This window comes from Rhizobium sp. A37_96 (assembly GCF_053521765.1).
In genome coordinates this window covers 93,262-119,875 of record NZ_JBNWDS010000013.1, presented here as the reverse complement: position 1 = coordinate 119,875, position 26,614 = coordinate 93,262, and the positions used below count along the sequence as shown (strand labels likewise).

At 55.3% G+C, this 26,614-nt stretch carries 38 protein-coding genes, 1 tRNA gene and 1 pseudogene; 19 read left to right on the top strand and 21 right to left on the bottom strand.

The annotated features are described in order from the left end of the window. Nucleotides 1–130 precede the first annotated feature (130 nt). Nucleotides 131–2,122 carry an SGNH/GDSL hydrolase family protein gene (locus ACQZ6J_RS25925; protein ID WP_449086233.1) on the top strand — a complete coding sequence of 664 codons (1,992 nt, stop codon included), beginning with the start codon at nucleotides 131–133 and terminating at the stop codon, nucleotides 2,120–2,122. A gap of 50 nt (nucleotides 2,123–2,172) precedes the next feature. Here ACQZ6J_RS25925 and ACQZ6J_RS25920 read toward each other — a convergent pair whose 3' ends face one another. After that, entirely contained in the window at nucleotides 2,173–2,571 is a 399-nt protein-coding gene (locus ACQZ6J_RS25920) for a hypothetical protein (protein WP_449086232.1), read from the bottom strand. A 110-nt stretch (nucleotides 2,572–2,681) separates the two neighbouring features. Here ACQZ6J_RS25920 and ACQZ6J_RS25915 point away from each other — a divergent pair, with 110 nt between their 5' ends. From ACQZ6J_RS25915 to ACQZ6J_RS25890, 6 genes are all read left to right on the top strand, one after another. Continuing rightward, nucleotides 2,682–2,921: a peptidoglycan-binding domain-containing protein gene (locus ACQZ6J_RS25915; RefSeq protein WP_449086231.1), complete on the top strand. Its 240-nt coding sequence runs from the start codon at nucleotides 2,682–2,684 to the stop codon at nucleotides 2,919–2,921. A gap of 94 nt (nucleotides 2,922–3,015) precedes the next feature. Continuing rightward, nucleotides 3,016–3,225 (top strand): DUF7940 domain-containing protein, encoded by a 210-nt coding sequence (locus ACQZ6J_RS25910; protein ID WP_449086230.1) that lies wholly within the window; start codon nucleotides 3,016–3,018, stop codon nucleotides 3,223–3,225. Then, the gene (locus tag ACQZ6J_RS25905; RefSeq protein WP_449086229.1) at nucleotides 3,212–3,820 is read left to right on the top strand and encodes a lysozyme; all 609 of its coding nucleotides are present in this window, start codon (nucleotides 3,212–3,214) and stop codon (nucleotides 3,818–3,820) included. The genes ACQZ6J_RS25910 and ACQZ6J_RS25905 overlap by 14 nt, the downstream gene beginning before the upstream one ends. After that, the gene (locus ACQZ6J_RS25900) at nucleotides 3,817–4,188 is read left to right on the top strand and encodes a hypothetical protein (protein WP_449086228.1); all 372 of its coding nucleotides are present in this window, start codon (nucleotides 3,817–3,819) and stop codon (nucleotides 4,186–4,188) included. The genes ACQZ6J_RS25905 and ACQZ6J_RS25900 overlap by 4 nt, the downstream gene beginning before the upstream one ends. Before the next feature lie 210 nt (nucleotides 4,189–4,398). Further along, nucleotides 4,399–4,710 (top strand): hypothetical protein, encoded by a 312-nt coding sequence (locus ACQZ6J_RS25895; RefSeq protein ID WP_449086227.1) that lies wholly within the window; start codon nucleotides 4,399–4,401, stop codon nucleotides 4,708–4,710. 137 nt (nucleotides 4,711–4,847) lie between these two features. Then, complete coding sequence (locus tag ACQZ6J_RS25890; protein WP_449086226.1) at nucleotides 4,848–5,378, top strand: hypothetical protein; 531 nt, start codon at nucleotides 4,848–4,850, stop codon at nucleotides 5,376–5,378. 110 nt (nucleotides 5,379–5,488) lie between these two features. Here the strand turns inward: ACQZ6J_RS25890 and ACQZ6J_RS25885 are convergent. The 5 genes and pseudogenes from ACQZ6J_RS25885 to ACQZ6J_RS25865 form a co-directional block, all read right to left on the bottom strand. Then, nucleotides 5,489–5,994: pseudogene (locus ACQZ6J_RS25885) on the bottom strand (IS66 family transposase zinc-finger binding domain-containing protein); the annotation flags it as partial. Between the two features lie 53 nt (nucleotides 5,995–6,047). After that, the gene (gene tnpB, locus ACQZ6J_RS25880) at nucleotides 6,048–6,401 is read right to left on the bottom strand and encodes an IS66 family insertion sequence element accessory protein TnpB (RefSeq protein WP_449086225.1); all 354 of its coding nucleotides are present in this window, start codon (nucleotides 6,399–6,401) and stop codon (nucleotides 6,048–6,050) included. Then, entirely contained in the window at nucleotides 6,382–6,801 is a 420-nt protein-coding gene (gene tnpA, locus ACQZ6J_RS25875) for an IS66-like element accessory protein TnpA (protein WP_449086224.1), read from the bottom strand. The genes tnpB and tnpA overlap by 20 nt, the downstream gene beginning before the upstream one ends. A 661-nt stretch (nucleotides 6,802–7,462) precedes the next feature. Next, nucleotides 7,463–8,029, bottom strand: a complete 567-nt coding sequence (locus tag ACQZ6J_RS25870) for a hypothetical protein (protein ID WP_449086223.1) — start codon at nucleotides 8,027–8,029, stop codon at nucleotides 7,463–7,465. Further along, complete coding sequence (locus tag ACQZ6J_RS25865; protein WP_449086222.1) at nucleotides 8,022–8,237, bottom strand: hypothetical protein; 216 nt, start codon at nucleotides 8,235–8,237, stop codon at nucleotides 8,022–8,024. Before ACQZ6J_RS25865 ends, ACQZ6J_RS25870 begins: the two co-directional genes overlap by 8 nt. Here ACQZ6J_RS25865 and ACQZ6J_RS25860 point away from each other — a divergent pair. Next, complete coding sequence (locus tag ACQZ6J_RS25860; RefSeq protein WP_449086221.1) at nucleotides 8,236–8,922, top strand: phospholipase D family nuclease; 687 nt, start codon at nucleotides 8,236–8,238, stop codon at nucleotides 8,920–8,922. The two genes, ACQZ6J_RS25865 and ACQZ6J_RS25860, sit on opposite strands and share 2 nt — an antisense overlap. Here the strand turns inward: ACQZ6J_RS25860 and ACQZ6J_RS25855 are convergent. Beyond that, the gene (locus ACQZ6J_RS25855) at nucleotides 8,919–9,104 is read right to left on the bottom strand and encodes a hypothetical protein (RefSeq protein ID WP_449086220.1); all 186 of its coding nucleotides are present in this window, start codon (nucleotides 9,102–9,104) and stop codon (nucleotides 8,919–8,921) included. The genes ACQZ6J_RS25860 and ACQZ6J_RS25855 overlap by 4 nt on opposite strands. A gap of 50 nt (nucleotides 9,105–9,154) precedes the next feature. Then, nucleotides 9,155–10,171, bottom strand: coding sequence for a hypothetical protein (locus ACQZ6J_RS25850; protein ID WP_449086219.1), 1,017 nt, complete (start codon nucleotides 10,169–10,171; stop codon nucleotides 9,155–9,157). A 442-nt stretch (nucleotides 10,172–10,613) separates the two neighbouring features. Between ACQZ6J_RS25850 and zwf the strand changes: the two genes are divergently transcribed. From zwf to ACQZ6J_RS25835, 3 genes are all read left to right on the top strand, one after another. After that, a complete protein-coding gene (gene zwf, locus ACQZ6J_RS25845; protein WP_449086299.1) occupies nucleotides 10,614–12,074 on the top strand; it encodes a glucose-6-phosphate dehydrogenase in 1,461 nt (486 codons plus the stop codon). A 218-nt stretch (nucleotides 12,075–12,292) separates the two neighbouring features. Then, complete coding sequence (locus ACQZ6J_RS25840) at nucleotides 12,293–13,165, top strand: SDH family Clp fold serine proteinase (RefSeq protein ID WP_449086218.1); 873 nt, start codon at nucleotides 12,293–12,295, stop codon at nucleotides 13,163–13,165. Further along, nucleotides 13,162–13,401, top strand: coding sequence for a hypothetical protein (locus ACQZ6J_RS25835; protein ID WP_449086217.1), 240 nt, complete (start codon nucleotides 13,162–13,164; stop codon nucleotides 13,399–13,401). Before ACQZ6J_RS25840 ends, ACQZ6J_RS25835 begins: the two co-directional genes overlap by 4 nt. A 171-nt stretch (nucleotides 13,402–13,572) precedes the next feature. On the opposite strand, the gene ACQZ6J_RS25830 is transcribed toward ACQZ6J_RS25835, so the two are convergent. From ACQZ6J_RS25830 to ACQZ6J_RS25805, 6 genes are all read right to left on the bottom strand, one after another. Beyond that, the gene (locus tag ACQZ6J_RS25830) at nucleotides 13,573–13,860 is read right to left on the bottom strand and encodes a hypothetical protein (RefSeq protein ID WP_449086216.1); all 288 of its coding nucleotides are present in this window, start codon (nucleotides 13,858–13,860) and stop codon (nucleotides 13,573–13,575) included. Nucleotides 13,861–13,862: 2 nt separating this feature from the next. Then, nucleotides 13,863–14,084 carry a hypothetical protein gene (locus ACQZ6J_RS25825; RefSeq protein WP_449086215.1) on the bottom strand — a complete coding sequence of 74 codons (222 nt, stop codon included), beginning with the start codon at nucleotides 14,082–14,084 and terminating at the stop codon, nucleotides 13,863–13,865. Nucleotides 14,085–14,114: 30 nt separating this feature from the next. Continuing rightward, nucleotides 14,115–14,366, bottom strand: a complete 252-nt coding sequence (locus ACQZ6J_RS25820) for a DUF982 domain-containing protein (protein WP_449086214.1) — start codon at nucleotides 14,364–14,366, stop codon at nucleotides 14,115–14,117. A 779-nt stretch (nucleotides 14,367–15,145) separates the two neighbouring features. Continuing rightward, nucleotides 15,146–15,520 carry a helix-turn-helix domain-containing protein gene (locus tag ACQZ6J_RS25815; RefSeq protein WP_449086213.1) on the bottom strand — a complete coding sequence of 125 codons (375 nt, stop codon included), beginning with the start codon at nucleotides 15,518–15,520 and terminating at the stop codon, nucleotides 15,146–15,148. An 89-nt stretch (nucleotides 15,521–15,609) separates the two neighbouring features. Next, nucleotides 15,610–16,116: a hypothetical protein gene (locus ACQZ6J_RS25810; RefSeq protein ID WP_449086212.1), complete on the bottom strand. Its 507-nt coding sequence runs from the start codon at nucleotides 16,114–16,116 to the stop codon at nucleotides 15,610–15,612. Nucleotides 16,117–16,139: 23 nt separating this feature from the next. Continuing rightward, on the bottom strand, nucleotides 16,140–17,252 hold the full coding sequence (locus ACQZ6J_RS25805; RefSeq protein ID WP_449086211.1) for a tyrosine-type recombinase/integrase: 1,113 nt from the start codon (nucleotides 17,250–17,252) through the stop codon (nucleotides 16,140–16,142). A gap of 728 nt (nucleotides 17,253–17,980) precedes the next feature. On the opposite strand from ACQZ6J_RS25805, the gene ACQZ6J_RS25800 reads away from it, so the two are divergent. The 3 genes from ACQZ6J_RS25800 (at nucleotide 17,981) to ACQZ6J_RS25790 (ending at nucleotide 18,595) form a co-directional block, all read left to right on the top strand. Continuing rightward, a complete protein-coding gene (locus tag ACQZ6J_RS25800; RefSeq protein WP_449086210.1) occupies nucleotides 17,981–18,241 on the top strand; it encodes a hypothetical protein in 261 nt (86 codons plus the stop codon). Between the two features lie 14 nt (nucleotides 18,242–18,255). Further along, nucleotides 18,256–18,331 (top strand) — tRNA-OTHER (locus ACQZ6J_RS25795). Next, complete coding sequence (locus tag ACQZ6J_RS25790; protein ID WP_449086298.1) at nucleotides 18,299–18,595, top strand: HNH endonuclease; 297 nt, start codon at nucleotides 18,299–18,301, stop codon at nucleotides 18,593–18,595. The genes ACQZ6J_RS25795 and ACQZ6J_RS25790 overlap by 33 nt, the downstream gene beginning before the upstream one ends. Here ACQZ6J_RS25790 and ACQZ6J_RS25785 read toward each other — a convergent pair. Together ACQZ6J_RS25785 and ACQZ6J_RS25780 are read right to left on the bottom strand one after the other, a co-directional pair. Continuing rightward, nucleotides 18,547–18,786 (bottom strand): hypothetical protein, encoded by a 240-nt coding sequence (locus tag ACQZ6J_RS25785; RefSeq protein ID WP_449086209.1) that lies wholly within the window; start codon nucleotides 18,784–18,786, stop codon nucleotides 18,547–18,549. The genes ACQZ6J_RS25790 and ACQZ6J_RS25785 overlap by 49 nt on opposite strands. Before the next feature lie 103 nt (nucleotides 18,787–18,889). Then, entirely contained in the window at nucleotides 18,890–19,063 is a 174-nt protein-coding gene (locus ACQZ6J_RS25780) for a YodC family protein (RefSeq protein ID WP_449086208.1), read from the bottom strand. Nucleotides 19,064–19,888: 825 nt separating this feature from the next. Between ACQZ6J_RS25780 and ACQZ6J_RS25775 the strand changes: the two genes are divergently transcribed. Together ACQZ6J_RS25775 and ACQZ6J_RS25770 are read left to right on the top strand one after the other, a co-directional pair. Continuing rightward, nucleotides 19,889–20,545 (top strand): hypothetical protein, encoded by a 657-nt coding sequence (locus ACQZ6J_RS25775; RefSeq protein ID WP_449086207.1) that lies wholly within the window; start codon nucleotides 19,889–19,891, stop codon nucleotides 20,543–20,545. Nucleotides 20,546–20,586: 41 nt separating this feature from the next. Further along, entirely contained in the window at nucleotides 20,587–20,934 is a 348-nt protein-coding gene (locus ACQZ6J_RS25770; protein WP_449086206.1) for an ATPase, read from the top strand. 26 nt (nucleotides 20,935–20,960) lie between these two features. Here the strand turns inward: ACQZ6J_RS25770 and ACQZ6J_RS25765 are convergent, their stop codons facing one another. Genes ACQZ6J_RS25765 through ACQZ6J_RS25755 form a run of 3 tightly spaced genes read right to left on the bottom strand, consistent with a single transcriptional unit; the run spans nucleotide 20,961 to nucleotide 23,442 of the window. Further along, nucleotides 20,961–21,731, bottom strand: coding sequence for a hypothetical protein (locus ACQZ6J_RS25765; RefSeq protein ID WP_449086205.1), 771 nt, complete (start codon nucleotides 21,729–21,731; stop codon nucleotides 20,961–20,963). A 60-nt stretch (nucleotides 21,732–21,791) separates the two neighbouring features. Then, nucleotides 21,792–22,163: a hypothetical protein gene (locus tag ACQZ6J_RS25760; RefSeq protein WP_449086204.1), complete on the bottom strand. Its 372-nt coding sequence runs from the start codon at nucleotides 22,161–22,163 to the stop codon at nucleotides 21,792–21,794. Then, nucleotides 22,147–23,442 (bottom strand): tyrosine-type recombinase/integrase, encoded by a 1,296-nt coding sequence (locus ACQZ6J_RS25755; protein WP_449086203.1) that lies wholly within the window; start codon nucleotides 23,440–23,442, stop codon nucleotides 22,147–22,149. Before ACQZ6J_RS25755 ends, ACQZ6J_RS25760 begins: the two co-directional genes overlap by 17 nt. Nucleotides 23,443–23,870: 428 nt before the next feature. Between ACQZ6J_RS25755 and ACQZ6J_RS25750 the strand changes: the two genes are divergently transcribed. The 3 genes from ACQZ6J_RS25750 to ACQZ6J_RS25740 all read left to right on the top strand — a co-directional run bounded on the left by ACQZ6J_RS25750 (nucleotide 23,871) and on the right by ACQZ6J_RS25740 (nucleotide 25,527). Further along, nucleotides 23,871–24,377 (top strand): hypothetical protein, encoded by a 507-nt coding sequence (locus tag ACQZ6J_RS25750; protein WP_246725713.1) that lies wholly within the window; start codon nucleotides 23,871–23,873, stop codon nucleotides 24,375–24,377. Nucleotides 24,378–24,819: 442 nt separating this feature from the next. Continuing rightward, entirely contained in the window at nucleotides 24,820–25,023 is a 204-nt protein-coding gene (locus ACQZ6J_RS25745; RefSeq protein WP_449086202.1) for a hypothetical protein, read from the top strand. Nucleotides 25,024–25,158: 135 nt separating this feature from the next. Then, nucleotides 25,159–25,527 (top strand): hypothetical protein, encoded by a 369-nt coding sequence (locus ACQZ6J_RS25740; protein ID WP_449086201.1) that lies wholly within the window; start codon nucleotides 25,159–25,161, stop codon nucleotides 25,525–25,527. Nucleotides 25,528–25,602: 75 nt separating this feature from the next. Here the strand turns inward: ACQZ6J_RS25740 and ACQZ6J_RS25735 are convergent, their stop codons facing one another. Further along, nucleotides 25,603–25,857: a hypothetical protein gene (locus tag ACQZ6J_RS25735; protein ID WP_449086200.1), complete on the bottom strand. Its 255-nt coding sequence runs from the start codon at nucleotides 25,855–25,857 to the stop codon at nucleotides 25,603–25,605. A gap of 353 nt (nucleotides 25,858–26,210) precedes the next feature. Further along, entirely contained in the window at nucleotides 26,211–26,489 is a 279-nt protein-coding gene (locus ACQZ6J_RS25730; RefSeq protein ID WP_163985828.1) for a PsiF family protein, read from the bottom strand. Nucleotides 26,490–26,614 lie beyond the last annotated feature (125 nt).

The window sequence follows — 26,614 nt, the reverse complement described above, 5'->3', positions numbered from 1 at the left end:
AGGGACGGCAGGGCGTCAGGATCGCGGATCCTCCTGCTTTTCTTAATGCTGATATCCGACCTCCTCACAAATCCTCGATCAACTTCAATGGCGCGCCCTTTAATCGATCGGCGCGTGAGGCTTCCGCTATATGAGCGATGATACAAAGAAACTTATTGATTACTTCTCCTCACCTGGGGCCGATGCCGACGCCCTCAAAGCATCACTCATCGGTCTTGGTCTAGCGTCAGATGAGCAGGGTGCGAAAGCCGATACGGCGCTGCAGCCGGACGATATTGGGTTGTTGGTCGCCACGGCCTCTCAAGGGACAAAGGCTGATACCGCTGTGCAGCCGAACGATCTGAACGCGGCTGTTTCCGATCTGGAAGGCCAGATTTCAGCTTCGAGCAAAGGCTACATTGAAGGAACGAGTTGGACTGACCTATCTACGAATCCGGCTAAGGCCGGGACTTTAGACGGTCAGCTCGGCCGCATTCCGAATGCAGTGACCGGTACACATACTGGTTATTATCTAAATTCATCCGGCGCCCCGGTTTCTGGAACGGCAAATGATGCTGGGGAGTATCAATGGAGCCTCAGCCTATCCGCGTGGATCCGCACCGGGAATGTGATCGATCCGACCATCATCCAATCCATTTACAAAAATCAGGTCAGCAGCGGACTTGTATCCGCGCTCACGACGCCCGGTCTTTATCTGATCGCTGCGGCACTGACGGACATTCCCACTTACGCGCCGACGACAGCAGGCGTTATTGTCGAGGCCCAGAATAGCGATTGGGTCAAGCAGACCTATTACGACCTGCAGGACCCGTCGAAAGCATGGGCGAGATCCATCCGCATTTCTACATCGGCGATCGGCTCGTGGTCTCCTGTCGCCGGCTCAGGAGCATACCTTGCCAATCCGACTTCGGGCGACCTGAATTCGTTCATAATATCTGGTCGCTATTTGATTTCAGGGACGCTCACGAATGCGCCAACGGGCGCTCCGACCACTGCTTTTCTGGACGTCCGCGTGTTCGGGACGTGGATCGAACAAATCTACACGAGCCTCAGTCAGCCAAGCCTCAAGTGGGCGCGTTCCATCCGCCCATCGGCATCGACTTATAACGCCTGGTACGATGTCGGTAGCGGCGGCGTCTATCGTGGCGCAATATCGACGGGGAGTTTCAATAGCCTAACGGCTGGCGGTCTCTATATCATTTCGGCCGCGCTGTCCGATGCGCCGACCGGTGTTGGCTCATGCTTGCTTGAAGTTGATTTCTATAATTCCAATTTCGTAATTCAGACGATCACGATCATTCCTGATCCAACTATCAAATGGATTCGCATTATCAAGCCTGCGACGTCGGTTTATCCATCGTGGGCGCAAAGCGGCGGTCAGAGGAGCACCCCATGGGCCGGCAAGGTGGCCGTCTGTATCGGTGACAGCTTGACGGGCAATGGCGACTATCCGGCCCGCTTTGCAACCCGCACTGGCATGACCGTGACGAATGGCGGCATGGGGGGCACCACCATGCAGGGCCGCGACGTGACCGATCTTGGTCCGCTTGGCGGAACGCGCGTGGCCCTCGCCATTGCGACCGGCGACTGGACGGCGCTGGTGGCGGCGGCTCAAACGCTCTATGACGATACCGGAACGGATCACCGTCCTAAAGTCGCCGCGCTGAAATCCCTGGACTGGACTACCGTTGATTATGTCGTCATCGGCTATGGCACCAACGACTGGAACGTCATCAAAACCATCGGCGCATCTTCGGACACTGCAGGCGAGACGAGCTACGCCGCTTCGATCAAGTACATCATCGAGCATCTGCTTGGTGCATATCCGAAGCTGAAGCTCATGTTCTGGGGACCGATTTTCCGGAAGGTCAACGGTTTGGCCGATCCGGTGAACTCGGACACGACGCCGAACACCAATGGCGAGTATCTGCACGCATACGGGAAAATGGTTGTCGAGGTCTGCCAGCTTTATAAAATCCCTGCCGTTGACCTGTATCCCGTCTGCGGCATCAATGAGCTGAACGCGGCGACGATGACAGCAGACGGGACCCACCCTGTGGCCGGCTTCGGTTGGCAGCACCTCGCCGACAAGGTCGGGAGTTCGTTCTCAACGCAGTATTGATGAGCGAGCGCGATAGGTCGTCTTCACAGCCTATCGCCTTTTTGAAGGCTTTACGGCTTCACCTTGTAAGCGTCGGTGAAGAGACGAAAGACTGCGATACCATGCTTCGTCAGCCTATAGACGGTGCCACCGTTCGGGCCTTCAAGTCTTACAACCGTTGTCATGACTTCGCCGAGATCGTCTATCGGAACTTGTGCGTTATTTGATAGTCCTACGAATGATCCGGCGACCATGCCATAACGATCGGGGTTCGCGCATATGTTGCGCCACCAAGCATGAAACCCAGCGTCGTCTAGCGTCGAGAGGTTATCGGACGCGGAGTTGGCGAATATTTGCTTCAGTATCAGCATTCGCCCGGGTGTGAGGCCATACTTGCCGGCAACTGCGTCTTCGAATTCCTTTTGGCCGCCTTTCCCAACGAATAGAAGGTCATCTGACGTCTTAAACATAAATCTCTCCCTTTAGTTGTTATTCCGCCGAAATCTACACGACCGATAATTTGCAAAGCAATAGTAGGATTTGCGGCGATGCATGGGCTCTCCCATTAAAGGACATCATCATGGACACCTCCGTGCAAGCAGTGCAGCGGCGCTTGATCGCGCTTGGCTATAACGTCGGGACAGTCGGCACCGATGGCATTCTCGGCAATGACACATGGAAGGCGATCAACGACGCGCTCGACAAACTCGAGCCACCCAAAGTTCCTCAGCCGATGCTGAATTTCAACGGAAAGGCGGGTGCCCGGCGCTCTGAGGATTGCACCGGCGGCGGGAAGCTTGACCAGCGTCCTGCCGGATAAATTTCGCAACGTTTTATCGCACCTGTGCCTTGTAGGCGACAGGATCATGGCACGCCGCGCGGGCGCGCTCAATCTCTTCTAAACGGAAAAATCTATGAAACCGAAACTCGTTCCCAAGCCGGGACGGGCGCTTTGGCGTGCGTACTCGATGTGGCCGGTCTATGTCGCCGGCCTTCTCGGGCTCGCTCCATACGTCGTCCCGTATCTCGATGGCTGGATTCCTCGCTGGCTCTCCATCGCCATTCTTCTCCTGTCGCCGCTCGGGCGCATCATCGACCAGGGAGGCATTGATGCCGATCAATAAGATTGTCGCGACAAAGCGCGGCAAGGCTGCGATAGCTGCTGCCATTATAGCCGCCGCGGCCGGCGGCTGGCATTCGATCAAGGATACAAACCCAGCAAAGCACGTCTATCCACCGGCCGTCATCCTGGCGACCGACAAGCTCATCAAGCCGTGGGAAGGACTGGTGCTCAAGGCGCACTGGGACCCGTTCGCAAAGATCTATGACATCTGCTATGGCAAGACGCGGATCAACGGCAAGCCCGTTACCGCCAATATGAGCTTCACCAAGGAGCAGTGCGACGCATTCCTCGAAGAGGAAGTATATACTCAATATTACCTACCACTCACGAAACAGGTGACGAAGTTCACGAGCTTCCCCGTCAGCTTGCAGGCGTCCCAGATCTCCGGCGGCTATAACTTCGGGATTGGGGCACTGGTTCGCTCCAGCGCGATGCGGGAGGCCGGAAAGGGCAATTATCGGCTCGCCTGCGAAATGCAGACGCGGTTCAATCAGGCCGGCGGCCAGATCGTCAATGGTCTCGTAAAGCGGCGCGAGATGGGTGACGCGCAGCGCGCCGGCGAGGCCGAAGTCTGTGTGTCGGGGCTGCCGCAATGATTGCCTTCCTCAGCACAAGCACAGGGCGCTGGATAGTCGGCGCTCTGGCCGCCCTCCTGACGCTCGTCGGCGTTTATTTAGTCGCCGACCACCGGGGCTATCAGCGTGCCGCCGCCACCTACACGGCCGAAATCGCGCAGATGAAAGCCGAGGCAGCGACGGCGCGCGCCAACGAGATCGAGCGCCAGGATGCCGCCAACAATGCAGCCAAAACCGCTGAGGCCGCGCGCATCGCGCAGATGCAGGCCGATGCCACCGCACTTCAAACCCAGATAGAGGAGCTCCAGCGTGAAGCCCATCAAGACCCTGACGCTGGCAAGCCTGCTCTTGGCGCTTCCAGCGTGCAGCGCATCAACAAGATTCGTTAGCTCGCCGCCGCCGCCGCAATTGGTCAAACCAGACTCGGAATTGACGAGGGATTGCGATCGTCCCGTTGATGCCGGCGCCCGGGCACTCAGCCAGGAGGAAACCGAAAATCTCTGGATCAGGGACCGCAGCGCATTGTTGTCCTGTCGGCGCAGCAAGGCGGCGTTGAGAGACTTCTACGCTGATAGAGATAGCAGACTGGAAGGCAAGAAGTGACGACTGAATGGCTTCCCTATGTAGGCCCGATCGTTGCGCTGTTGGGCCTTGTGCTTACCATCTGGTGGAAGGTTGAGGGCAAAATAGATCTGGCAAGAAATAAGGCGGAGAAGGTGGAGCGCGAGCTCGCCGCGCATAAGCTGCACACTGCCGAAACCTATATCACAAAGCAGGGCCTTCGCGAGACCACCGACCAGATCATGGGTGCAATCGGCGGCGTGAAAGCCGCCGTCGAGAATATGACGCTGCGTGTTGATCGCATCGTTGAAAATCAGAACAAGACGCCGCGCTCGACGCGCTCCGGCTAAAAGCGAGCCCCTATCCTTCATCGGGTAGGGGCTTTTGTGAAATATCAGGGTAGAAATTCAGCTACAAAGCTTAATTGCCGATGAGTGCCGCCCGTTGTTATTTTATAATTCTTTCGCGCTGGACGGGAACTACATAGATGGGTAATTTTTTTATTGAGCTTGGCAAAACGCTCCGAGAATATATTACGCATTGGGTAGTCGCTGGATTGGTCGTGGTGGCCACTGGTTTTGCGCCGGAGGAATGGGTAGTCGCAATCCTTCGTAGCAGTGGGGTGCCCGAGGCGGTCGTGCATACCGGAGAGCTTGGAATCGATATCCGTACCGTCTGTATTGTCGTTGGAATGGCGATCGTAGTCGCGAGTGTTATCTTCACTGCTGGAAAAATAATCCCGAGGTCTATTTCGGGTGATAGCGAGATCCTAGGGACGGGTCTGCATCAGGTATACTATCCCGTTCCCTTTCAGTTTATTCCGTCATTGAATTTAAAGATCGTACCAAAGAAAGACGGCAGTTCCACTGGTGTCACATGGAGACGACTGGACCAGAGAACGGATGGATTTTCGATAGATGTAAATTCTATGTCAGGTTATCGACAAATTTTGCGGTGGAAGGCAACCGGAATACCCTTATCGAAGGTCAAACTTAATAGTGCGGAAAAGTCTTATTAGCCTTGCCTCGCGCCGGATGGAATCGCTCATCGTTGCGGGACTGGCTGCTATTCTAAGGCGCACTTCGTGGCTTGAAACAATTTCGTACTGGTTAATACAAGCGATAGGGACCCGGTGCGGTCGCAATGACGGCAAGCGTACTTGAACCGCACATTCTGCAGGACCTTTGCCTTGACCTCGATATGGAGTTGCTCGGTAACGGCCTCGCCCATGCGATGCATTTGGCTTTTGCAGCACGGGCACGCCTTCTGATTGTCACCAAGGTCGTATTCGACACGCTCGCGCGGCAAGTCTTTTGGTAGAGGCCTGCGGCCCCGCTTGTTACCCGCGGCGCCATCGACGCTGGCAGGCCTGTATCCGGGAGATCGGCGACGTCGTCGCCATAATCACGATCATTCTCGTCCGCGGCTTCTTCGGCTTCGTTGAAGAGGCGGTCAATGTGCTTTTCGCTGCGCGGGGCAAAACGGTGCAGCCGTGCGAGCGCCAGCTCCTCTTCCAGCTTGACGAGCCGTTGCGAGAGCGCTTCCTTCTCGGCTTTGAGCGCGGCGATTTCGGCGGCATTTGCCGCCAACTGCGCCATCAGTTCTGCAACGCTCGGCTCGCCGGTTCTCGTCATCAGATTCTTGAATCTGAACCGCCACCGCGCGTCAACAGCTCAATTCGCCATCTTCAGCCGGCGATCTGATATTGCCGCACCGGATGGCGCACCATCGCGTCGATATCGATGCCGTCGAGAATCCAGTGCAGTTGCTCGGTCGAGAGTATCACCACCGCAGTCTCTCGGCGGGGCCAGCGGAACCTGTCTTCCGTCAACTTCTTCAGCACCATGACAAAGCCGGACCGATCAAAGAACAACAGCTTCATCCGGTCACGACGCCGATTGCAAAAGGCAAACACCGCAGGAGCAAACGGATCCATCGACATCGTCTCCTGCACCAGGACCGCGAGGCTGTTGATGCCCGCGCGGAAGTCGATCGGCTCCCGATGGATGTAGACCTTCAGATCAGCGCCCAGTCTGAACATGACACAGCGCTCCTATGATTGCGATCAGCCCACTCTCATCGCCGCACTCAACGGTCAGGCTGACCCCATTCGGCAGGAGTGCGCTCACCTTGGACGAATGACACGGCTTGCCCACCACCACGCTCTTCGTCAGTAAATCGCCGCCGGAACCCGGCAGCATAGCTGGAGCAATCTGAACTGGAACGAAGGCCGAGACCGATGGCAAAGGACGCTGCTCCATGGCCTTCTTTATCCACTTACGAACGAGATTGGCATTCACACCGTATTCCCGTGCTAGCCGAGAGACCGAAACGCCGGGTTCTAAACACGCTGCGACGAACTGATCACGAGAAGCGGGGTCATATCGACGGCGGCCGTCGCGGCCAACAAGCCGCACCTGGAGTTTAGGAGCATCGTCCATGATTTGGTGTCCACCTGTTTTTGGTGGACACTTCATGCATCACAGCACTGCGCTTCAGAAGGCGCATAGAAATTCGCGCTTACGGAAGAACTATGTCCTGCATTCCATTTTCGATCGGCTGACGGTTCCGTCCGACGTGCAGGAGGCGATCCCACCCTTCCTCCCAGAACACGGCGTATTTCGCGCATCGGCCAATGTGGGAACGATCGCAATTGCAGTACACAGAAAAAGAAACAGGAACTGCGCCATTCGTTTCGCCATTGCATCCCCCAATGCATGCCACATTTTACCGAAATCGCGCAAAAGTCGAGTCGCTCGCGTTTGGAGGCTCCTAGAGTTTTATGTCTTTCCAAATCGGTTTGCGGATAATCCTGATCTGAGCCAACCGGCGTACGCTCATGCCCATCAACTCCTTTGACGATGGGCTGAGGACGTCGGCGGTCAGGTAGTCCTTCCTGTTGCATTGCTCGCAACGAAATTGCTGTGCGACCCGACGCACGCAAATATTTCCGCACAGTTGCAGAAGATCCACCGGCTCGTAGAACCGCTTCACACGACAGAGCGCACAGTCAATTTTGATGTAGTATGAGCCGCTCGCGTAATACGACAGCGTAGGCGCTGAAATCACGTCGACTCGGCTTGGGGCCTTTTCGGGCATGAACTATGCGCTGGGCTCAGCGCCGCCCTCTTGGTTGAACGATATGGCGTCGACGAAGATGCTGATCGTATCGTCGAGGCTCTTGCCAGCCTTCGTCCATGTCGGGGCGCTCGTCATGCCTCGCATGCTCACAATGCCGCATGCCTCACCGGCATCTTCGTCCAGTGCGATTTCCAGGGAACCAACGTGGATGCTGTCGGGCGCCAGATAGATTCCAACGCAATGGAAGTGAACATCGGAGCGATCCGCAATCGCGGATATCAGCTCGGGTTCCGCTTGGTCTGCCGGCATTTCGCTCGGCGGAGACCAATAGTAGAACGGCTCGATGCGAGGGTAATCCAGCAGCGTATCGAGGATTTCCCGCGTGCGCTCAAGATGCTTTCGCAAGGCTGCCGACTTCATCAGCCCACGGTCTTTGAAACGCTCGTCATAACACCGAATGCTGACATACTGCATGAATTCATGGAGAGCGATTGCGTCGCCGTCGCTGATAGTCATGGCAGCGGCCTTCGGCTTTGGCTCGCCGTCGCACTCGTCAGGATCATCTTTCAGATAAATCACGTCACCCATGGTTGCTCTCCTCCAGGCTTGAGCCTTCGTAGGCGCCGATCCCTTTCAACACGCTCCTGGCCTCACTGATGCGCCGCTGAAACCCATCCGACTTGGCGAATGCGCCATCTCCTCGACGCTGGTCAAAAACATCCTCGCCCAGAAATGCGACGAGATCCCTAAAAACCTCCGCATCGCGGGGCGTGATTTTGTAATTGACCGGTTGCATGGCGCAGGTCTCCGTTCCGCCGATCGAGGGCGGTCCTAACGATAAAAATTCTGGAAAACTGAGGCTTGCTAAGCCTCGTTTGTTCTTATTATGTTCACGTAGAAAGATTGAGTCAAGACGGCTCGTGAAATGCTATGGAATCATGATGAGAATCGCCGTCGCCACGATTGCCGCCCTGCTGTTCGCCAGCCCGCTCTATGCTGGGCACCCATCCGCGGCCAAAGTCTCCGTCTGCTTCACGCCTGGTGAACAGTGTGAAGGCAAGATTATCGATGCGATCGACCGAGCTCGCTCATCCATCCGCGTCCAGGCCTATGGCTTCACGTCGCTCCCGATCATCCATGCGCTGCAGCGGGCCGCGGGCAGGGGCGTCGAAGTCCTCGCGATCCTCGACAAGACGAATGAGCGGAAATATTCGGGTGCGACACTCTTGGAAGCTGCCGGCGTCCCGGTCTGGATCGATTTCGAGCCGGCGATTGCCCATAACAAGGTCATCGTGATCGACGGCCATCTGACCATTGGCGGCTCGTACAATTTCACCGCAGCGGCGCAGAAGCGGAATGCTGAGAACGTCACCTTTACGGAGAGCCGGGAAATCGCTCGTCAATTCATTGCGAATTGGGATAGCCGGTTGAACGTGTCTAGGGCGTTTGAAACGCCGCAAAGCGGTAAACTCGAAAATTAATGACGTCGATGCCCGTAATGGTAAGGATAGTGATAGGTGCCGCCGGGATGTTTGGCATAACAACTCGCGCGTTTGCAATGGCCGGTAGCGAAACCATTATACGGTCGGCGATCATATCTCGCTTCCGCAGTCGTCGCAAAGACCATCATCACCAGGGCCATAATCGTGACCGTGCGCTTCATATTTCCTCCTTCACATGTTCAGGATGGGGTAGGGCAATCTTCATGCGAGATCATTTTCGGGCTTTGCCGTCCTCTGTAACGACCTGAATCCGACCGTTCATGCTCAAGGAATAAAAGAACGATGCGGTACCGTTAAGGCTCTTTGCCCGTTGAGGGCTGCTGACATACCAGTCGAACTCTCCGCTCACGCGGCACATGTCTCCGTTGCACGCAATGATTACGGTTTCCGGCCGCAGTCGATAGTTCCTATTCGGCCAACGCTCAAAGAACTTGGCCTTGTCATCTAGTATCTCATCCAGGCTCTTCTGCTTGCCGTAAAAGCGAACGTCGCCTGCATAGGCGTTCGAGGCAAACGCAATCGCCTGATTGGCCGGCAGGCTGCCGGAATTCACCAGCTCAGCGACGAAATCCCTTGCCGCTGTCTCCTCGTCTCTCATGCCACTGATCGAGGCGGGCGCCGATTGAATCGTCGGAGTGCTGGGCTGCGCGGATGAAATCTGGCTGCTGTCCGAACCCGGTGAGAGATGCTCGATCCCGAATTGCTTGACCTCATCGGCGCTGAAGAAGTGAATGTCATCGGACGCCGTGCGGAACATGATCGGGAATATGCGCTGATCAACGCCGTATTTGTTCAACGTGTCGAGAATATCGGAGATGTTTAACTGCGCGTCGCCGAGACCGACGTTGCCGCTGATCTGGTGCACGCCGAGCCGACCTTGCACGATGCGGTTTCTGCCTGCAAAAAAGACGTAAGCGCAAGCCGAGGCACATGCGGAATCCGCAGGAATGACAGTGCTCATGCCCTTCGTATAAACGTCGTCCGCAATCAATAGGCCGTTCTGCACATCGCCGCCCGGGCTATTCAGAACCAGGATTTTCAGGTTCGGATTGGCTGCCAGCACTCGTCGAAACGTGAGAGCCGACCGGCTATCGATCGGACCGTCGAGGCGAATTGCTAGGGGCCAGACAGGCGACACTGAAAATGGCGCGATGCTGTCATCTGCGCGCGCATTCACCGCCCAAAGGAAAAAGGCCATTCCGATAAGGAACACTCGAATACAAAACACGGCTTGGGTCCTCAACTCGCCGATAATTGCCGAACAGCGAGCGAATGTCGATAGCCAGAATTCGCCACATGGTAGCGACTGTCTACCTCAATTGAGATGGGAATCGCGTCGCCGAGAAATCGCCGGGCAGTGACCTAAGATGCGCGCAGCTTCAATTTCGATGGCCGCAAGGGCAAGGTGCTACGATCAGAATGAAAAGTCCGGCCAGAGAGCGTTACATCTCAAGAATTTGAACCCGTGCGAATCCGCCGTTTACTCTTCGACGCGGTTGCTTCCGTCCCTTGACCGCTCTCGGAAACCATGCCTGTATTCGAGCTCACATGCGATGAAGGTTTATGCCACTGGGTCACCCAGCAAGGCAGTTGCGCAGAGCCAACGCTAGGATGGCACCGCCATAGTTACCTTCCACGCGCAGGGTATAGATGATGAATCCGGGACAGATATCTTGCTCAAGAATTCCACACGGGTCGGCCCCGGCTATCCACAAGTCGTCATTCTTGTTGGCGCAACGGGGGATCTCTCTCGACGTAAACTGCTGCCTGGGTTGTTCCATCTGATCAAGGCCGGCTTTATTCCAGGCTGCCGCATCGTAGGCGTGTCGCTTGATGATATCGATGTCGACGGTTTCCGCACCATCGCCCGCGAGTCACTAGACAAGTTCCTGACACGCAAGTTCACGCAGGCCGAATGGGAGGCTTTCTCAGAATCGCTGGACTACGTCTCCCTTTCCGCCGGCGCAGGCGTGCTGAAGGAAGCGGTTAACAGAGCTGAAGAGGCGCTGGGACCAGAGACCCGGCGTGTGCATTATCTGTCCGTTCCTCCAAAGGCCGCCCTCCCAGCCGTGCAGCTCCTTGCCGAGGCCGGGCTGGTCGAACGCTGTCGCATCATTATGGAAAAACCGTTCGGTACGGACCTCGCCAGTGCCGTAGAGCTGAACAGGAAACTTCACGAGGTGTTTGACGAGAAACAGATTTTTCGTATCGATCACTTCCTCGGCAAAGAACCAGCGCAGAATATTTTGGCCTTCCGCTTCGCCAACGGCCTGTTCGAACCGATCTGGAATCGCAATTTCATCGACCATGTGCAGATCGATGTGCCGGAAACACTAGGTCTTTCCACCCGTGCAGCCTTTTACGAGACGACAGGCGCCTATCGCGACATGGTGGTGACGCACCTTTTCCAGATCCTTGCCTTCATGGCGATGGAGCCGCCAACGGCCCTCGAACCGGCACCAATCTCAGAAGAGAAGAACAAGGTGTTCCGCTCCATGTTGCCGATCGAGCCGCGTGATGTAGTACGCGGCCAGTATATCGGCTACCGAAAAGAGCCCGGTGTTGATCCGGAGAGCGACACCGACACGTTCATTGCCCTTAAATGCGCCATCGATAACTGGCGATGGGCCGGCGTGCCCTTCTTTCTGCGCACTGGAAAGCGCCTTGCAGAGGGACAACGCATTATCTCGATCGCTTTCCGCGAGCCGCCGAAATCGATGTTCCCGGCAGGCTCCGGCGTGGGTGCGCAGGGGCCGGACCATCTCACTTTCGACCTTGCTGACGCCTCCAAGGTATCACTTTCCTTTTATGGCAAGCGCCCAGGCCCTGGCTTCCGTCTCGACAAGCTCTCGTTGCAATTTGCCATGAGCGAAACGGGTCTGATCGGTGAGGTCCTAGAAGCTTATGAGCGCCTGATCCTCGACGCTATGCGTGGTGATCACACGCTGTTCACCACAGCCGAGGGCATCGAGCGACTATGGGAGGTCTCCCAGCCACTACTGGAAAACCCGCCGCCCGTGCGACTTTACGATCAGGGTGGCTGGGGTCCGAAGTCGATCCATCAGCTCATTGCCCCGCATGCCTGGCGCCTACCGTTCGAGCGGGCGTGGCGCGACGCGTCGAAGGAGTGATTGACACGCCACAGCCGTATCCCGTCAAGGCTTCATATCCGGATCGTGGCCGATGCAGTACGCATAGTGGTGAAAGGGTCGGAGGAGCCGGAAGAATCGTCGAGGTCGCGGATCTCGTTTCCTGTCACACCCATGAATATTTTTAGTAGACTTACCGGCAAACTTCGCGCAACCTAAAATTAATAAATATGGTCTGAAACAGACCGCGGAGGGGCTTCGTGAATCCTGCAGATCTTGATCATGCAATACTTTCTCATGTGAACGGTAAAGCAAAGACATTGGAGGACATATTAAAATCCGACGTCATTTGTTATTTTGGCCAGATACATCCGCAGATCACTCGGCCGTTTCGGAATTTTGTCGAAGAAGTAAAGAGATCATCGACTAGGCAAGAGAACACGCTATCTATTGTTCTCCGTAGCCCCGGAGGATCCGCTGAGACTGCAGAAAGGATGGTTTCGGTGGTAAGGCATCATTACGAAACCGTGAATTTTGTGGTGCCTGATTATGCTATGTCCGCCGGAACGATATTCTGCATGTCGGGCGATCGAATTTATATGGACTATTCATCCGCGCTCGGGCCAATCGATCCGCAAGTGCTGCTGCCTGACGGGAGCGGTTACGTCGCGGCGCTAGGGTATCTCGACAAGGTCAATGAGATAACGGCGAAGGCCGTACTGACGCCTGCCGATGCCGTTTTTCTTCGGAGCATGGATCTCGCAAAACTTGCCCTATATGAACAAGCAAAGAACCTTTCGATCAGCCTTTTAAAAAAGTGGCTCGTGACATACAAGTTTAAGGATTGGGTTGTGCATCGAACCACGAATCCGGGTGCAGAAGTAACCCTAGCTGAGAAGGAGGCGCGAGCAGAAGAAATTGCCGCGGCGTTGTCAGACAATCGTCGTTGGCATATGCACGGCCGTGCGCTCGGCATCGAAAGACTCCAGGAGTTGCGCCTTGAAATTGACGACTACTCCAAAAATGATGAATTGCGGGTTGCAATTCGCGAGTACAACGATTTGTTAACGGGTTACGCTGATCGTCAGAGTATGCAGTTCTATCTTCATAGCCACCATACGGAGAATCCATGATGTTTTATGCATCCAAGCTGGTAAACGACGTGATGGCAAAGCAAGAAATGGCTGACTTGGCCTTGGCCGGCCTAAGTGCCGAAGTGCAGCACGCAATAGCGCTCGCGGAACACTTCGAGCACATTCATCCAGACGAATATATTCTGCCGTCAGGCTGGAACATTGCGCATTCCGAGACTGAACAGATTATTGCATCGGAATCCGGTCTTTGGGCTGCCGGTTTCTCTCGGCTCTGACGATCGCTGCGACAAGATCTAAGTCTCGTTGGACCGATCCTGAAAGCCGCATTTGTCCACATATACCTATGTCGAGAGATCCACTCGCGGCAGCTGTGATGTTTTGATGTGTAGGGCTGCTTCACGCCGGCCGCTGTTGCTTTCCCATCGCAAGCTCCCTAGCCGTTCTCGCTAACTTTTCGGAGAAACGCGGCTGTGCAGCAAACCCAGATTGCCACGCCAGCCGTTGTAGGGCGAGGGCATCCTCTGCCGGATGTGCATGGTGAACGTAGATAGACTGGATTTTAGGCGTTGCAGGGCGTCCATCGTTGCGGGCTCATGTGAACATCTCCCTTCAATGTATTCTTCGAGCACATGAAAATGATCCCAAGCGGCCTCTGCCTGCTCTATCGTCTTCGCTGCGCTGAAGGCGGAATGCAGGTTGTCAATGAGCCCGGAAATTTCGTCAGGATAGCCCATGCCTACCTCCGCCACGTCTGTTTGAGCTCCTGGTCGAACCACCACTCGGCGGCCTCATCTGCGCCGCCTGTTGATCGGAAGTCGAGATAGTGGCCATATCCGTTGGATCGCATCCAACTTTTGAAGGAACCGAAGCTCGGGTGCTCCCGCTCATTTTCCGAAAGAGTCCCGTACCAGGTGTGGCAAAGAGATCGGATGGCCTTCTCTGCTTCGGACTTTTTCATAGGTACCTCCTGAAAATCATCGGCGTAAACTCACCCCTCCTTCATAGGTATCCTAGCTTCTATGACTGCATCGATGAACGCTCGGCGCGCATCCTCTGGGGTTCGCTTGCCGCTGATTACGTCGGCGCAGACGGACAAGGCACGATCCAGCGCGGGGGCTCCCTCAAGTGGCCAGTCCTCGATCATAGCCCAGGAGGCTGCTTGGGTCGTATCGATGACGACCCACTCTTCGGGACTCTCAAGAGCGATCGTGACCGCCTTGCTCCATTTTCTGTGCGTCACGGGAAATCCTCCATGCGGACGAAAATCCGCGACTTTGGATAACTTGCACTTTGGCATTGCGCCACTAGTTTACTTGTAGCAGGGTAACTTTACCGCGATGAAGGGGAGTAGCGGGTAACTACTCCCCTTCCGGCGGGTATAGCGCCAACAGCCAGGAACGACATTCAAGCGTTGTCAGCGCCGTCGTTTCCTTGGCTGTTTGGACAATATGCCGAATATCGGTTCGAAATGCGCGGCACAGCGGCATCTGAGCTTGCTTCATCCACAAAGAAATCACTTGCGTAGCTTTGTTCTTCTTTCGTTCACTGGGGCCGTGCACTCTCTCGGCGGCGTGAAGTTGACAGGCGAGGACGCCACACGGTTCCTGAAACTGGTCTAGTGTAGCCAGCACGCACCGTTTATCCGAAGGCCTCGGATCTTTCGGTCTGCGGCGCCGCGATGGCACGATCGTTTGTGTAGAAAAGTAGTTCGTTCCTATAAGGTCGGCACACGCCGATTTGCCGGTTCCTTTTATTCGCTTTCGCCTCGTCCAGCCCTCTCAGCTCTACGCGCATCCCGTTCGCGCCTCCATTTTTGCAGGTCTGTTTCGCCGTTATTATCATTCACGACTAACCCACTGATTTCGTCAAGCTTGGCGTCTATGGCCCGGCGATCCCATTTACGCGTGCCAGGGATCGCTGGCGGTATCTTGTGACTTGCCACCCACATTGAGAAGCATGTCGGCGTGATGCCGCAGTAAGCTGCGGCTTCCTTGCGGCCGATCAGGCGTGGTTGGTCTGTCATTTCTTCTTTCTCGCCTTCGCCTCTACCAGCCGCGTGGCTCGCCGAGCCAAGAAATCGCCATCGTTTGCAATCGCCCGTTCGATTGACAACTGGAGCTTCGTTTTCCGCGTCGATTGCCGAGCGGTCAACGGTCCGCTTGGCATGAATTCCCGTTTTGAGTGGCGTTTCAGAAAGCTTTCAATTTCTTCGGGCGCGATTGCAACATGATTTCGTTCTGTGCCTCGATCAACTTTGACGTAGGCAAGTTCGCCATGACGGATAAGGTCGCGGATCGTTGAAACGGAAGTTGCCAGGAGCTCGGCAACCTGGTCGATCGGGAGTAACCGGCGAATAGGTTGTTCGCGCGCTCCGGCCATGAAGGCAAGCTGCACGTCCTCAACGCGCCAACCCAGATCTGGATTCAGTGGCTCGGTGACGCGGACGTACTATTGGGCTGACTTTTGAATCCAGTCTTCGTTTTTCATGGCGACTTTCCATAGTGCCAGAACTCGATCCGCTTTGCCTCGTCCACGCCGACGTCGGTGACCGTCCACACGATATCGCCATCCGAATCTTTCTTGCCGGCGGTGATGGCGCCTTTCTCAGCCAGGCGGCTCATTGTAGTTACGCCCGCATCGGGGATGGCACCGTGTGTTCGTGCGTCGGGATGAGCGACCATGTAGAGCAAAGCTTTCTGGCTCCGACCATCAAGGCCTAGTTGAGGCACGCGTTCATTGGACCTTCGGCGTCCACGCTTCCACTCGCCTAGCCGTTCGTCACCGTCCGGAGCTACTGCCGCAAAGCCGGCCGTGATCCCGAAATAGCCATCGTAGAATTTTCGAACCAATGGAACCGGGCGGCCATCATGAAGCTGGTCAATCCTCGGGAAGCCTTTCCGCTCCAGCTGCGGGATAACAGCCTTCACAAACATCGCGGCTCGTTCCTTACCGACTATCGCAATGGCAATCTCCCGGTCGGTCGCGAACATCGGGAGTTTCGATAGCGGGTCGGTCATCCGGTTCGACCCCACTTCACATGTTGCCGACTGTGGGAAAGCGGATCTTCCCACCATGGAAGCGCGCGCCACGCATTTGGGACGGGCAGCTTATTAATGGCCTCGATGAGAGGCTTCTGCGGCACGTTTGTGTAGTGACGGGACATGCTATCTACAGCGTGCCCGAGGATCTGATCCTTGATGTGCGGATGAACGCCGGCAATGACAAGTTCCGTCGAGCACGAGTGGCGGCCGGTGTACGGCGACACATCGGTTATATCGAGCCCGTTCCGGGCGAGGCGCTTTCGCGCGCCAACTATGCCATTGCTAAGTTGACCGCCCCATTCTGCAGAAATTGTATAGGCCTTCCCCTTGAAAGTCCGAAACACCTGCTGAATTCGATCCCTCCGAGCCAGGAGCGAGTCAAATAGAGGAACCAAGAACTCATGCATGGGCACGCCTCGAGGCTCGCCTGACTTACTGTTGCGAATAACGATCCATCGTCCAGCGACGTCGACGTCTTTCATTTCCAACGTGAAAAGTTCGATCGGCCGCATGCCGCTGTAAAATAGCGCGGTCATAGCCATTGCCGGGGCAGGCGACATGGCAGCGACGAACTGTGCTGCTCGATCATAGGGCACCGGATGCGTGCCGCTCCGGGTCTCTTCTCGGCGACGTGCCGTCCCTCTTTGCTTGCGCGGTCGTGACCATTGCCGGACGTCAGCCCAATCATTTCGCACCGCATGGTTCCAGACTGCAATGAACGGGGTGTAGCATTGACGATTTAGCGTCTCTGGCGCGGCGCTTGGGTAGAGTTTGCGTGCCGCCTCGTCCAGATCGTTTTGGTGAACTTTTCGCAGATGCTTTGCGCCGAGGTATCTGCGGAGCGGCGGCAAGAACCTCGATGACCCACCGCCCTTCAGGTATGCCTCTGCGGCTTGATCAAAAGTTGCGTTGACCTTCCTGCCGAATATGCTCTCGTCGAGCACCTCTTTACTGCGAACGGTGAGGATGAGTTCGGCGACCTCCCGGTCGGCAACTCTAGTGCTTTCGTAAACCGAAATGCCGCGTATCGTTCCACTCAGCCACCAGTTCGGAGACCCTTTTCTTCTGATGAGTTTGAGGACCAATGCATAACCTCGAAAAAGAACACGGATAGGCCGCCGGCACGAATGCCGGAAAGCTTAGCGATGTCTCCTCGGTGTGGTGCTATGCGTGCGGATCGGTGGGCCGCAGGTGGAAGGTATTGCGCGAAGGGGAGGCCGTCAACCAGTTTACGCTGAAGAGGTTAGAGAACGGCCACGTGATCTCGTGGCAGCAACGTGACGTCAATCGGCCGCCCGACCCCGTTCTAAAACTAACGGCAGTCGCGTTCTTCGAGGGTGTCTATAGTATTGCCAGTGACAATCAAGTCCGATCCCGCAACCGCACGCCGGGGCCATTACCGTTCTGATCAATGAAGAGGATACCGCCAGCCTCGAAGCATCTTCTCAGAACATCGAGAGTGGCATGCTGAGGCACAGATTTGCCGCCCTCAAAGTTTCGGATGGTCGCGTTACCGATCTTTGAATATTCGGCCAGGTTCTGCTGTGACCAGTCTAGGAGCGCTCTGGCAGCGCGGCATTGGGATGGTGTCAGCATAAGCACTTTCTCCAATAATAGCTAATGCTAGCGATTTTCGCTTGCTGTAAAGATTGATATCGTTTATCGCTATGTATATCGAAAATCGATTGACGGCAACGAGGGTACTGAAATGACACAGATCATGGTTACCGAATCCTATATCGGCCGCATGATCGGCCTTCATGCGGCAATAGACGCTCTCGGCGCGGAATTCTGTCCAATGCCAGATGAGGCTATGAGCGCGCTCACCGAAGCCAGCATGGTCATCTCCAAGGCGATCATAGCGGCGCCGATAACGAGCGAGGCGGACATTGCAAACAAGTTCCGGTTCGCTGCCGCGCTGATTGAGTGCCCGCACGGTCTGATGGTCGATGAGTCGGCCGCGGTCTTCGGAGCCTTGGCAGATCTGGCGCGGTTTCGAGATCAGGAGTGGCAGAGGGAATTCGGCAAACCCTGTACCTGGTACGGGCATATCGCGAGAGTCGAGCCGCAATAGTCGTCACCCAATTCGCCCTCGTATCGGCTCCGCCTTCTAAGCGAACTGCCGTAGAGGATCACGCTGGTTCGAATCCAGCCGAGGGCTCCATCACATCAGAAGGCCGCCACGATCGAGCACCTGCGCCGCCGCGCGGACGGTGGATCTGATCACTCCGATAACCTGGCGCTGGCCTGCAAGGAGTGTAATGACGGCCGGGGAGAGGTTGACTGGCTGACATACCGCTCATTCAAGCGCGGCGAGATCAGCGAGTTCGTGAGATGCGTCGCGCCGCAGTCGGCGCCTAGCGCGGATCGCAGATCCCATCACCACCAGCGTGAATCATTAGACGCCGCGTCGCGGCCCATGACATAGCCGATTGCAAAGGCGAGGGCGCCAATCGTTAGGACTATCCCGGCTGCCGTGCGCGGATGCTCAGTTGCGCCAGCGGCAACAGCAGTGCTCTCACGCATGAAGGCATCCTTGGCATCTTTTGCGACCTTCCGCGCGCCAGTCGGCGGATCTGTGGGCGTCCCTGTGAAGCCGGCACTGAGTTCGTCGGTCATGATATTCCTCCTTCTCGCGATTGGAGGAGAACCCTGACGGCATAGGGAAGTTCCAGAGGGGCGCACCGTTAAGGCTGGCCCATAAAGCTTTGATCCCTTAGTTTCAGTCAGCGCTTCTGAGAGCTTCCTGATTAAAGGCATACCCTTTTACTTCCCAGCCACCTTCAGTCTTGTTGAACCAGATGCAATAGAGATGACCACCACCCTGTATCGTATGCACGGTCATCTCTGGGCCACCAGACTTTAAGGCAACTCGATCGCCTACTTTGAAAGACATGTCCACTCTTCTCCTCAGTTGAACTGAAATAACCCATCCTAAACACTCAGAGCTTGTAAGCTCATCAACGACAAAGGATATTAATCTTTATAAAAATTGGCAGCCTCACCAGCAACGCGGCGCTCTTCTTCGATTATTTTGTTTGCAATTGTTTAAATATCTTCCGTTACTTCGATCTTATTGCTCCCGCCATTAGAGCCGGCCATATTGATTATCGTATTGGCGCTCAGCCTACTCTGGCTAAAGTCAGATGCCAGATTCATGTTGATAAAAACCCGATCGCCGTTGTGCTTGGTAAACTCAATCCACATACTGATTCCTCCTGTGGTTGCTTATCTTAATAAAGACACACGTCGGGAGGAGAAAGCAAGATTTACTAGATGGCAGCCACAAGCAGAATAAGCTATCGCGCTACTACGAAGGCTAAGTCCAGTCTTATGCTTCTCTAAGAGTTGCCAGGCGTAGCGTTTCGACTACGAAAAAGTGGAGCCGTCGATTCTCCGTCGAATAGTGACTATGCGATCTTTCGTGATACTTCGGCGTGGACTGTAGCCTTGCGCAGAGGTAGAAAAGAGGGATAGGGCGCTGACGCTTGGCCCGGGTATAGCGAAGTGAACGGAGTTCAACGTGGGCGAAGCTCGACAAAAGAGCAAAAGCTTCAAAGCAATCCTCGCGTCCGCGAATCGTTGTATCTACTGCTCGAATAAGCCCACAGCGATTGAGCATATGCCTCCAATTTGCCTATTCGAGGGTCGTAAGCGGCCTAGCGGATTGGAGTTTCCGAGTTGCAAAGAGTGCAACAATGGGACTAAGTCAGCGGACATCGTGGCCACGTTCTTTTCGCGCATTAATCGCTTTGACGACGATGCCGATTTTTGGACGAAAGGGGCGGGAAAGACAATCTTAGCGACCCTCGACAGAGATGCGCCAGGTCTTCGTGAGGAAGTGATGGACTTCTCGAAGGGCCAGCGCACGTTCGCGTATACAGTTGCCGGAGTTCTGGTTCCTATTGTTGTGATCCAACCTCGTAGCCCTCGGCTGCAAGTATATCTCAACGTCTTCAGTGCCAAAATCGGCATGGCACTCTACGCTGAACTGGTCGGAGAGCCATTGCCCTTGGAAGGCATTGTTCAATTCGGCTGGTTCTTGAATTCGGGGCTAAATGATGCTCAAGCAACAGCGATGCTTTCCATTCTTCCGATTGGGGGCGAACTGAAGCAGGGAAAGTTTTCGACCAGGAGCCAATTCGCCTATCGGTACAACACGGACGGGCGATCGATCGTTGCGGCTCTCGTAGGGTTGAACAGCAACCTTCACATCTTTGTCATCGCATGCGGGGCGCCTGCGAAATTTCATCTACCAATGGTTTTGGCGCACGATCCGATGGCAAGCGGGCATTTGAAGCCAGGCGAGTTGATCGCGCATTTGAAATCGGTTCAGCCGAATAGAAGACTGAGAATAATCCAACCTGTTCAACACTGACGCCACTGTCATCCAAGTTGGACTGGCGCCGGCTTGTCAGCGTGCCGCTGGGGAACGGTCAAGGTCTACAACGGCCGCAGGACCACGCGCCGGCTGTCGTGTCGTGGGCATGGCCGAGTTCGGAAGCGCTGATCGATGGTGTCACCGAAGATCAGCGAGAAATGATTCGCGCGGCAGTCAGCTCATCCGATTACAAGGCGTCGCAGAAGGCAAAGAACTGGGTCGGGCAGGCGGTCGCATATGCCGTAGGCCTTGATCTTGAAGACGAAGCGTCCCGCAAGCGTGCGGGCAGTATAGCCAAGGCCATGCTCAAGGAGGGCGTGCTTGTCGAGCGCGAGGGCAGGGATCAAATAAGGCGAGAAACGGCAATGTTCGTCAGAGCGGCGTGACTGAAGGCGGCCTATCGGTCGCCTTTTTATGTTGTCAGATCATCCCAGTACTTTTTAACCCATTGGCACATATGAAGCAGCTGACGTAGCGCTTCATCGGCGTTGGCAGTCGATAGCGCGGTAGGCGCGCCGTGGGCAGCTTCGTCACGCCAGTGAGCAATGATCCCGGTATAGCTTTTGAAAGATGTTTTTTGCCAATCAAGTAGTGGGCCGATTATAAGGTTCAAGATTTTTTGGCGGCCACCTGCGCCATTATAGTCTTTTCGAACCTTGTCTTCATCTTTTGTCTTGGCAAATGCCACGGCCAGCATAATTGCCTCCGCGGCGGCGCCTGCCATAGCGCAACATCCCAGCCATGCATTCGCGTTTCGACATTTGACCGCCTCTTGCGAGCGTTGGCTGAATGCTTCTCCAAAGGTCATGGTATAAGACGAGAATGCCGCAGCTAGCGCGCCAGGCTGATACAGAACTATGTCAGTATCGTCTATTTCTGGGAGAGATTTCCTGCCGTTCGATGTGAGCGAATAGCCCCAAGCTGGTGAAGTGATGTGCTCGGTTATCTTTGGCCCAGGCCTCAATATTCCGCGAGCGCACAATTCGCTTGCCGCATCGAGCACTATAAGGCCGATCTCATATGCTTTTCCATCGAGTTCAAAACCACTTGCCTGCGGCATTCTAGTTTGCGCAATCAGCCTCGCTGCCTCATGGGGATATAGGTCGAAATTGTGTTGTGACGCTTTGCCTGTTTTTAGAAATGACAGGCATGAAGCTATCGCCTCTTCGAGAGAAATATCCAAATTCTCACCTCAATCGATCAATCTGCCTTCCGCCGCTAAAAAACAGAGCGGCTCCGGGTCTTAATCTGCCGCTTGGGCTGCGTTTGCCTGTGCCCCGCCATAGTTGGCAATTGCTTTCCGAACGTGTGTTTCTGAGTACCCAAATTTCCGGGCTAACAACAAAAGTGCTTCTTCATACTTCACGCCGTCTTCTCGCATCGAATGGAACTGCTCGCCAATTTCCAACCAGTGGCGGGTGAGGGCGGGCCGTCGCCCCCGCTTTCTTTTTGGCGGGCGGATCATTTCAGCCGCTAGTCGTTGCACGACCTTGTCAGCCTTTCCAGAGAGCAAAACCTCGATTATGGCTGTCTTAGCGTCTTCGGTCCGGCCCTCAGCTAGGGCCGATTCAATAGCAATCGCCTGCAGACTGAATCCATCAGGTAGTTTTGCCATTGTCACCTCCAATCGCCCTGTCGATGCGGTCACCAATAAAGTCCGCTACGCGCCGCATTGGGTCAGTATCGAGATGGGCGTAACGTTGTGTCGTGACAATATTCCTGTGGCCGAGCAGTTTACCGATGATAGGCAGCCCTTGCCCTCCACCTGCACCAATACTCGCATAGGTATGCCTCAGGTCGTGAAGACGAAGGTTGTTGAGACCGGCGCGGCGTGTGACAGCCTTCCACGGTCGATCCAGGTCAGATCGCGGCGCTTCGTCATCCGTGCCGGCTTCGGAGCCAGCAATCACATACTTTCCAATGCGCGTGAGGTTGGTCAGGATGGCCTTTGCCTGCGGTGACAATATCACGGGTTTCTTTCCGGTCTTTGAGTCAGGCAGAAACAAAATGCCGCGTTCCAAATCGACATCAGACCACATCAGGTTCAGGATTTCGCTGCGCCGGCAGCCGGTGAATAGGTAAAGCCTAATCGCCGCGATTGCATGCTCACCGTAGACCGTCCGCCGGTTCTCTGGCTTGTTAGCGTGCTTGGTTTTTGCCTTGGTCTCATCAATCTCATAGGGGAGGCCGGTTGTCTCGGCTTCTGTCAATGCAGCCGCAAGAGCGCCAATCTCTTCCGAAGTCAGAAAACGCTCGATCTGATTCTCCTTGAAACGTTCGATCGAAGTGACTGGATTAAATCCGACTGGCACAATTCTCAGATCTTGGCCCCAACCATAAATAGCGGAAAGCGTTGCCAGAGCGCGATTTGCCATGGTTCGTCCGCCATTCGCCTTGCTCGTCTTCCCGCGGATGATTGTTGCCTGCATTCGAAGCACGTCTGACGGTTCGACCAGCGCAAACTTCAAACTTCCGAGCACTGGTTTGATATAGCGTTCAACAGCCAATTTATATTCGCTGTAGGTCTTCGGCTTGCGCTTGATCAGAACATGCTCAGCAAGCCACGTTTCTGCGACCTCACTGACAGTTTGTCCCTTGCGTTCATCGGACCTCGCCGCCGCCGGATCAGACCCCAAGGTCACGCGTGCGAGAGTCCGAGACGCTTCCTCGCGAGCTGCCTCCGGCGAATGCGTTGCAAGCGTGCCAATCTTGATGCGCTTTTTGGCAACGCCCCGACCGCCGGCTCCTGGCCTATATTCGATGATCCACGATTTCGCGCCGGTCGGCATGACTTTGAGCCCGAAGCCTTTGAGCGTCGCGTCATAATAGATGGTGGGTTTCTCGCTGGGCACGATGTCGGCGATCGTTTTGCGGCTGATTTTGATCGTTGGCAAATGACCCTCTCTCGGTTATGCAGTCGCCACCCGGTCGCCACGGTCGGGCGAAACTCGATGAAACATGAAGAAATTTTATGGCAACATATAAGCCAAAATGCGCTGTAAAACAAGGAGATAAGAAATTCAATGAAACATGCGGAAACCGGACTGCGCTGACTTTTAATCAGTAGGTCATGGGTTCGAGCCCCATCGCTCTCACCAAAATCAACCACTTAGGCATCTTTCCTGGGACTTTTGGAACCGACAAAAAGTCCCACGACCCCACGCCCTCGAGACTGTATTCCAGCTGCGTTGGTCTGATTCCGGGTGCGCCACCAAATTTCATTGCCCATAAACTTGCGTCGTGATGCACAGGCTGTTGATCGCATTTGTGGCAAAATGGCTGGCGAAAAACGTTGATTTGATAGTAAGGTATACTGATTAATATGACGGTCGATAAAGACGATGGGCGACTGATGGAGTTCGTGGCGGACCTATCTGCGTGGGAAATCTACGCAATCGTTTGCGGGTTTTTAGGCTCGCTGGGGATTTTGTTCGGGCTGCTCGCCGGAAAGAGGTTTGGGATCGCGTTGAAAGTGCTGCCCCTGGTTGGGGTGGCGATCACGACGCCGGTAACCGAACGAGTTGTGATTCCCTATCTCGCGCAGCGCTATCCGGTGATCTTCGCCAACAAGGATCTACCCAAAAAGATCGATCAGAAGACCACGCTGACGAAAATTGACCTGACCGACCATATCTACAGCTATTTCTATGATCTGGATGATGACGACGACGACTTCGATCCTCCCGTCGTGAAGTCCGCCCAGCTTTCTGATCTGTGCAACTTTCTTGTGCCGAAGTTCAGTTCCGGCGAGGCCTCGCTGGCGAACTATATCTACCAGCTCAAAGGAAGGGACTACTCTTTTTCGGTCGATAGCACGGACTGCTCATAGTATTGGCATCGGCAACAGCGTCACGAGCGCTTTGATCTCATGGCCGCGGCCGTTCTCAAGCCTGCTTGTCAGCATTTATTCTCCGCGGGGCAATCATGCGATTGTCGAGAGCGCTACGATCGCCACCGCTGTCAGGCCGCCGAAGATCGGCAGCAATATGAGCATAACAAGCCGGGCCAGCTTCTTCTTTTCGACCAACGTCATGATCAGGTTCCTCACATGTAAGTGAAACTCAAACGCTGGAATTCATGATTCGTTTCGTATCGATCATCGATTCGTAATATAACATCTCGCTAAAAGTATGGCGCTTTATTGTTGCGACGTTCTTAACGCATGTCTAAGCGCCGCAATCGGAGCGCGTGGCCGCTGGCGATACCCTTCATTTCCTCTGGAACAGAATCGAATCGACAGAGTTTCCTTCCAAACAGAAGGAGACGCAATCTTGGCACATGATCGGTCAGATGATCCGCATGGCGGAACACAGGACAAGCAAGCGCTGGCGAAGATACAGCACAGCAAGGCGCATGATGTCGATGCGATGGACAAAGAGGATGACAAAGCCCCCCTCGTTGCCGATCCGCGCAACAGGCTGGCGGATGGCAAGGTCGATCCGGCGACGAAGGAGCTGAAACCCAAGGATACGTGAGCAATCCGGATTTGGGCCAGCCGGTTTCATGCGCCGTTGCAGCAAGATAAAAAGATACCGACCCGCTTGGGCGAGCAAGGATTGACCGTTCGCCTCCAGCGTGCATAACTTCCCCTATCTGAGGGGGATAGTTTCATGAAAATCAGTGGGTTCGCCATTGTCGCCATCTCGGCGGCGTCGCTTGCGTCGTGCGCCATAACGGTGCCTGTGGCAGTGATTTCCGGCAAGGGCGACGTCATGCGAGGAACGTCCACGGCGACGATGTCCGGCGGCAGCTTCCAGGTCGCCGGAAGGCTTAAGGGCAAGACCGTCAAGTGTTCCGGCACCTATGATGCGCTCGATACGTCGGTGACGATTTCCATGGCTGTTCACTGCTCCGACGGACGAAAAGGTATCGTCATCGCCACACGCCAGGCCAACGGTCTCGATGGCTCTGGCCGCGTCCGGCTGACCGATGGCACCGAAGCCGATTTCGTCTTCGGTCAGGCGGCAGCGGCGCTCTGAAGTTTGTGGGAGGCGGGAGCCGCGTAACCCAACGCGTGGCTCTATGCTGTGCAGCGACTCAGATCTGCCACCGTTTCAAGAGTACATTGGCTGCGCCGGCGCTGCCGTGGAGCTGTTGTCGCCCATGGCAATGGCCATGATTGCGAGAAGAACATAATCCCGTTTCCAGCCCGATTTCGTTGCGGCAGCGATCAGGCTCTCGACCGAAGGTTCGAGGGCGAAAAGACAAACCGCAAGATAATGCGCCTGCGTTGGCGCGTCTGAAGGGGGAGGATTTATGGCTGGTTTCAATTTCCTGCTCCGTCCGTTGATTCGACCGAACAGGAACAAGGTGTAATTCCAGCGGGTTTCCCGCGTTTGTCTCGTTTGTTGCAAACTATTGCCGCTGTCGAGACGGCTTTTTTACAGCGGCGGGACATGTTGTTGCATGAGCGAACCGCATGCATGCGTGAGATCCGCTTTAAAGAAACAATGACATACGTGGCCATGCCATGGACGGCGGCATCGCTCATCGATGCGAAGAAGCCGAAAGATAGACACCATACGCCGAACGAACAGCCTTCCGAAGCTGCCCGTGGGTGTATCCATCCGGTTATGTTGGGAGCGACGAATGTGCCGCGGCGATCAACTTTACCGTCATTTCAACGGCAAAGTTGACCGGTGATTGAGACGAGCCTCGGCTTTTAGGCCTTGCCGCCGTTTTTCTTGCAGTCGCTTCGGAACTTGGCGCGCGCCTTGCCATGCAGACCCTTGGCGTCAGCCTGGGTCGAACATGCCTTGGAGACGGCGGTCTGAGCCGGCTTCATCGCTTTCGGCTTGGCCGTGGTGGTCGCCGCAGGAGCTGCGGTCGTTGCGCTGGGGGTTGTGGTTGTCGTGGTGCTGGGGGTCGCCGTTTGTGCCATGGCACTTACGCTGAAGAGCGCGGCAAAGGCTGCAGTCGTGAACATAGTCGCAATTCGCATGGGGCTTTTCCTCCGCTAAATAACTTGGGTGGAATGTACGTTGTTCGACGAACAATGGCAGCTTGAACCAATATTTTTGCAAAAGCAATTTGTTCGTAAGGCCGCTCTGCGGCTGTTGGTCACGC